This window comes from Pseudomonas parakoreensis, assembly GCF_021602155.1.
GTDB lineage: Bacteria > Pseudomonadota > Gammaproteobacteria > Pseudomonadales > Pseudomonadaceae > Aquipseudomonas > Aquipseudomonas parakoreensis.
In genome coordinates, this window is the sequence record NZ_BQHY01000041.1 from 1 (window position 1) to 5,596 (window position 5,596).

Genomic DNA, 5,596 nt, shown 5'->3' on the forward strand with positions numbered 1-5,596 from the left:
GCGTAGCTGGCAGGGTGTGGAACCGAACCTCTACTTCGCCGCGGCTCTTCCTCTTCGCCGCGGCTTTCGCTGAGCGATCTGCATTGCTCTTGGCCATGGCTTACCTCTTCAATTCCGCTGGCCGGCAAGTCCAGCCATGTCTGTCGTCGGCGCTGGTGCGCCCGGTTGATCGATCGTCTCACGCTGCTGCCTTCACCTGGTGCCAGGCGCCGGCGGCGTAGAACAGCTTCGCGGCGTGGGCTTCGTCCATCGATATCTCGTCGGGAATTGCAATCCAGCCTGACGCTACCAAGTGGTTTGGGTTCGCGCTGTTGCGCAGCTCCAGGTAGTAATGCTCGATCGCATCGGTCAGGCGCTCTACCTTGTAGATGCCCTCGGGCGAGATCTCGACCGACTTGATGTACTCGCCGCCGCGCTCGTCCCGACACATGGCCCCGATGTAGATCGTCCAGCGGTAGGAAAAGTCGAAAATCGCGTTGGCGATCGCCAGACTGCGGATCTGCCGGCAGCTCTTCCAGTTCGCCATGATCTGGCTTCCGCTGGGGTCGATGTTTACCACCGCAACGTGGTTGGTGCGGAGCAGCGCCCGGCAACTGCGTTCAGCCCGGGCGAAACCGTTGTTGGGTTTGCGTTTCGACTTCATAGCGAGTCCGCCATTTTGCGCAGCGCCTTGCGGTCGGCGGCCGATATCGGCTTCGGCCGGCGCTTAAGGACCGTTTCAGGGTCTATTTTGTTGGAGCGGGGCGGTGGGAGCGGATTGCGCGGCGGACTCTTCAGTTGATCGATCCGCCCGCCAGCGGCCAGGTACTGGGCGATTCGTTCAGCGATCGACTCGGCGTCCGATCGGTGCTGCTCGACGAGGTTGAGGTGGTTGCTGATCATGCCGCCACCTTGACCAGCTTGACGCCGGACATGCTGAACTTGGCGCCTTGGGCGGCGACCATTGCGTCGAGCGCCTCCCAATCCACGGTCAGCACCGAAATAGGGGCTTGGCCGTAGGCGACGGCTTTGATCAGTGACTCCAGATCGAACACTTCAGCCTGCAGGTTCACCGGCGCAGCGGTTGTGGTCGCTGGCTTCGGCGAAGATTGAACCGGCGCGGCGGCTTTAACCGGTGACGGGCTGGCAATTGGAGCCTGTTCGACCGGCGCCTTGGCTTTCGCATCGTCCTCGATTCTCTTCAACTCCTGCTGGCGGATCTGCTCGCGCTGGGCTTCGGCTTTCTGCTCCTCTGCCTTCTGGTGTTCCGAGATCCGTACCTTGATCAGTGCGACCAGGTCATCGTTGGCCTTCAGAACGAGCTGCTGAATATCGTTGAACAAGAATGCATGGTCGGGCGCGAGCTCGGCCAAGCTGGTCAGATTCAAGCGAATGGCATCTGCCGACTGACTCGCGGCGATTTTTGCTCGAGCCAGCTCGGTATCGACGGCGTCCTGCAGGCTGGCGATCGTGCGCTTGTTTTTCATCGCGCCGGCGAAGTCTGCGGGGACTGCCGGCAGGGTGACCCGGCCTAGCGTCTTGTTGATCGCTGCAACGTGGTCTGTCAGCGACTGTTCTGCTTTCTGCTTGATGTTGGTCTTCACCAGCAGCTCTTGAGCCTTCACCAGCTTGTCGACCTTCAGCCGAGTCTCGCGAGCGTGCGCGCTGATCCGATCCAGCGAGGAGAATAGGTCGTCGATGGTCTGGGTTTGCGATAGTGCCTGTTTCTTCGCTGTCGCGACGGCCTCTTCAACATCGCCGCACCATTTCACGGCCTTCTTGGCGTCGGCGAAGTCCTGATCTGTAGTCAGCTCGGTCTTCACGGAGTCGATCACCGCCAGTGCCGATTCCTCGAACACTTTTAGGTTGCTCGCGGTGACCATGCCAGTCAGTTCGATGCGTAGCGCTGGCAGCTCGTCCGGTGCCTTGCCGACGACAATAGAAGGCGCCTCGGCCAATTCGAAGTTGGCCAGGTCGGCCTCGAACTGTTTCCAGCCTTCCACCAACTGCGCGGCCCGGCCAGCGACAGGCCGATACTCCATGTGCACGAAGTTTTCAGGGGTACCGTCTGAGCAAACAAAGATCACACGCTCGGCGCCGCTCACCAGCAGTTGCTGTTCAAGCTGCCAGTAATAATGCGGCTCCAGATTTTCGGCCCGAACCTGGGCAGCCAGCGATTCATTCCAGAGCTTGTGCTCGAAAAGCGTCTCGCCGAGCATCGTTGCGCCGTCCATGGACGCTAGCAGGTTGCCATCTGTACCTACAACCGGGTACAGCTCTTCGCCGATTATCACCTCAACCAGTGGCCGGGCCAGCGCTTCAGTGGCGTGGCCTTTGTCGAAGATGTACTGCTGAGCCTGGGTGACCTCTGGCGTGATGCCGGTCTTCTTCGTGGTCAGCAGGTCGGTGCGGCTCTGATGCTTCGAAGCCCCCATCATTGCCGGCGCCTCGGAGGCGTTGAAGTGCTTGGCGCGCAGTGCGTGCCATTCGGCGGAGCCTTGAGCTACGTTGTGAATTTTCATGCTGCGTCTCCGTCGATGGCTTTGAGGTTCTGGATTTTTTCGATCTGGGCTGGACTCAGCGTGTACTTGCTGCTGATGGTCGCGATCAGGTGTTCTGGGCTGGTGCGGTTGGCATCAACCAGCGGCTGCCATTTGGCGATGTTCTCTTTTAGGAGATCATCGGAGTAGGGTGGTAGGGCTTCGGGCTCAGGCTCTTGCTGCCTCTGCGGACTCACATCGCGCGGCGCCTCTTCGAATGTTTTGCCTTCCATTTCGTCGGCCGTTGGCGCTGATCCAACCTCGGGGAACGCTTTGCGCAGCGCTTGAGCCTCGGCGCATTTGGCGAGCTGGGCGAAAGCACGGCGCTTCCACATGGTGTTTGGGGCAATCGTGTCCTTGCCGGCCGTTGCGTAGTTCTCCAGCCAGCGCTCGTTTGCGGTGAACTCGGCAACGAGGCCGTTCGACATTTGGCGCTTGACGGTCACCCGGCACCACTCTGGATAGGTCACGTCCACGCCGCCCAGCTTTGCGGTGATTGGCGGCCCGTATTCAGGATCGCTAATCCCTGCGTACTGCCCGGTGCGCGCGGCCTGAATGCGATAGAGACCAATGCCGGGCATTACCGTGTCCTGCATCTTTTTCGCTTTGGTGTTCCAGATCGGCACGATGTGCACAGGCTTCAGCATTGGGTCCAGATGCGCGGCCTGGCAGTAAGCCAACACCATAACCACCGAATTTTTCTCTGCGCCCGGGTAGAGGCTGTTGCTCAGCACTTCAACAAGTGCTGCCTCAGACATCGCAGGCAATTGGTCTTCCTGCTTCATTACTGCGCTCACGGGAAATCCTTGCCGCGACATGCGCAGCGATTGAATGCTTGGTTTATTGAGTGATGCGGTCGGCGGGGGCGCTGAGCAGCATCAGGAAGGTGTAAATCGCGAGGACTCGAAACGAGCCGCGCCGAATCAGGATGCGGCGCGCCCGCTGAAGGCTGGTCATCGGAACACGTTGTAGGTGGTGGAGCGCGGCACCTGGCAAGTGCCCGAGCCGTCTTTCACGATGCCGTAGGCGCCTGCACCGGCAATCAGGATCACAACGAGAAACCAGTACAAGAGGTTCATGGCCGAGCCCTCACAGCAATGCGGCCTTGTTTGATGGCTGCCACCAGTGGAGGGGGAAGCGCCGAAACAGGAAGTTCGCGAGGGATGCCGGCGCCGACAACCGCGAGGCTGCGCTCGATCTCCTCCAACTGCTCATCAAGAAGCGTTTTAACCGGTGCAGTGGTCATGCCGAAACTCCTTTCAGATGCGTGTTGCGCTCGACGAACTTGGCGTCGAGCGCATCCCGGTAACGATTGGCGGTGCGGGTATCGATGATCTGGGCGAACTCCGCCATTTCGATCATGCCCATGACGAAAGTGCGATCCGGTACTGGAGTGAAGGACTTTCGCATCTTCGCGATTTCAAGGCCCAGCCGGGCCAGTGCTACCTGGTTGCTCATACTGCGTCGTCCTCGGCAGCTTCGCGCTCAGCAGCAACTGCATCAGCGGCGTGAGGGCGGAGGAAGTTGGCGGCGATCGCCTCAAGCTGCGTGACCGGGCTGTTGCTGCCCAACAGGTGCTTGGCGTGCGTCAGCGCCTCAGCCGGACTGCCAACCACGACGGCCAGCACCAGGTTGGCGAACGAGTCACGATCATCCAGCCCGTCGATCTGCCGCTGATTCAGGTGGTGCTGCAGGTGTTCGGCGTACTCCGCTGAGGTCACCTTCCGCACCGGGCCAAACCGGCGCTTCCATTCCACATCCGAGCCGCACACCAGCTGTTCAGCAGCGCTTTCCAGCCATTCCCGCTGTTCGTCCGGCTCGCTAATCGCCGGAGGCAACTGCGCGTCGTGCATGGCCTGACAAATCTTCAGTGCTGCGTTCATGCTGCCTCCGGCCAATGGCGCTTAATGCTCTCTTTTGCGTAAATGGACAGCCGCTCGTAACTGTTCACGCCACCGCAACCGGGCATGGTTCCCTCCAGTTCGACGGAGGCGCGGATATCGCAGCGGCGCGAGCAGACCCAGCCGCCGTAATGGCAGCGGTGGACTTCGCCTTTCGGATCGGGGTGATAGGCTAAGCCCGCCTTCCAAGAAGGTGACCCGCGCAACTTGAGGCCGCACCCTCGGCACACCGCTTGAGTTTCAGTACAGCTATGCATGGCGACCTCCAGTGTTTGGGGTTAGGCGGTAGCTTTGGCGATCAGGTTGTCGTATGCCTCGACTCGCTCACGCAGGACTGGCATCACATCGACGAGACCGCGAAATATCGTCACAGCATCTACAAGAGCCAGAAGCAGTTGAGGCGACATCGCCATCAGCTTTGCGTTGGCTTCTCCCTCGGCGATCAGGTGGTTGTAGGAGGCGATCACGATGTCGCCATCTTCGGCCGTTACCTGGGCCTCGATCTTGTCGACGTGGTTGTATCCAGACCAATACGACCAAGGCCCAGGCGTATTCTTCGTTTCCATGACTCTCTCCATTCGTTGGTTCACCTGTATTCGTCAACACTCATGCCTCCCGCTGGTTGCCGATGGGCGCGGGGTAGGAGTGCTGACGGGTAGAGGCGGGGAAGGGTGCCGGTTACGCTGTCCGGCTCCTGCGCTCTGTGTGGCATAAGCCAGGTCGAACAGGACGGCGGTGATGCAGGTGGGCGGTTATAGGCCGCAGTTTCGTCCGCATCGGCAAATGTGATTTGTAGGGCCGGCCCACAATGGGCGACCTCCAACCTCTACGGTTGGCGAGCTAAGCCTCGGTTCTGGCTACAACTTCAGCGCTTGTGCACAGCGCTTATGCTTCACCAGACCTACGCAACCCCTGGCGCCATCGCGAATGACCGCTTTAGGGTTAACACTGCTCTACAGCCCTACAAATCACACTTGCCGATGCGCTCTCATAGAGAGGATCGGGCAGTTAACGTCAGTGCTGACGTGGCGCTGGTTGTCAGATGGTCGCTGCCACTTTGAGCGATGCTGCGCAGGACGTGATTGCGTCCTTGGCCGCTTGTTCGATGTTCTTGGCGATGACCTTGTTCACGTCATTGATCGCTGACTTCGCACTCTTCTCGAGCGTGTCCTTGAT

The 5,596-nt window shown here is 60.0% G+C and carries 9 protein-coding genes; all 9 read right to left on the reverse strand.

Annotation, left to right across the window (positions count from 1 at the left end; all coding sequences use genetic code 11):
* Positions 1 to 178 precede the first annotated feature (178 nt).
* Positions 179 to 643, reverse strand: coding sequence for a hypothetical protein (locus tag L6D63_RS28115; protein WP_236170491.1), 465 nt, complete (start codon positions 641 to 643; stop codon positions 179 to 181).
* Positions 640 to 882: a hypothetical protein gene (locus L6D63_RS28120; RefSeq protein WP_236170492.1), complete on the reverse strand. Its 243-nt coding sequence runs from the start codon at positions 880 to 882 to the stop codon at positions 640 to 642. Before L6D63_RS28120 ends, L6D63_RS28115 begins: the two co-directional genes overlap by 4 nt.
* A complete protein-coding gene (locus tag L6D63_RS28125; RefSeq protein WP_236170493.1) occupies positions 879 to 2,501 on the reverse strand; it encodes a YqaJ viral recombinase family protein in 1,623 nt (540 codons plus the stop codon). The genes L6D63_RS28120 and L6D63_RS28125 overlap by 4 nt, the downstream gene beginning before the upstream one ends.
* Positions 2,498 to 3,304 (reverse strand): phage recombination protein Bet, encoded by an 807-nt coding sequence (gene bet, locus L6D63_RS28130; RefSeq protein ID WP_016773969.1) that lies wholly within the window; start codon positions 3,302 to 3,304, stop codon positions 2,498 to 2,500. Before bet ends, L6D63_RS28125 begins: the two co-directional genes overlap by 4 nt.
* Positions 3,305 to 3,472: 168 nt before the next feature.
* The gene (locus L6D63_RS28655) at positions 3,473 to 3,598 is read right to left on the reverse strand and encodes a hypothetical protein (RefSeq protein ID WP_276574672.1); all 126 of its coding nucleotides are present in this window, start codon (positions 3,596 to 3,598) and stop codon (positions 3,473 to 3,475) included.
* Entirely contained in the window at positions 3,595 to 3,765 is a 171-nt protein-coding gene (locus L6D63_RS28135; RefSeq protein WP_236170494.1) for a hypothetical protein, read from the reverse strand. The genes L6D63_RS28655 and L6D63_RS28135 overlap by 4 nt, the downstream gene beginning before the upstream one ends.
* Positions 3,762 to 3,977, reverse strand: a complete 216-nt coding sequence (locus L6D63_RS28140) for a hypothetical protein (RefSeq protein ID WP_236170495.1) — start codon at positions 3,975 to 3,977, stop codon at positions 3,762 to 3,764. The genes L6D63_RS28135 and L6D63_RS28140 overlap by 4 nt, the downstream gene beginning before the upstream one ends.
* Positions 3,974 to 4,402, reverse strand: coding sequence for a hypothetical protein (locus L6D63_RS28145; protein WP_236170496.1), 429 nt, complete (start codon positions 4,400 to 4,402; stop codon positions 3,974 to 3,976). Before L6D63_RS28145 ends, L6D63_RS28140 begins: the two co-directional genes overlap by 4 nt.
* A 296-nt stretch (positions 4,403 to 4,698) precedes the next feature.
* Positions 4,699 to 4,986: a hypothetical protein gene (locus L6D63_RS28150; protein ID WP_203321000.1), complete on the reverse strand. Its 288-nt coding sequence runs from the start codon at positions 4,984 to 4,986 to the stop codon at positions 4,699 to 4,701.
* Positions 4,987 to 5,596 lie beyond the last annotated feature (610 nt).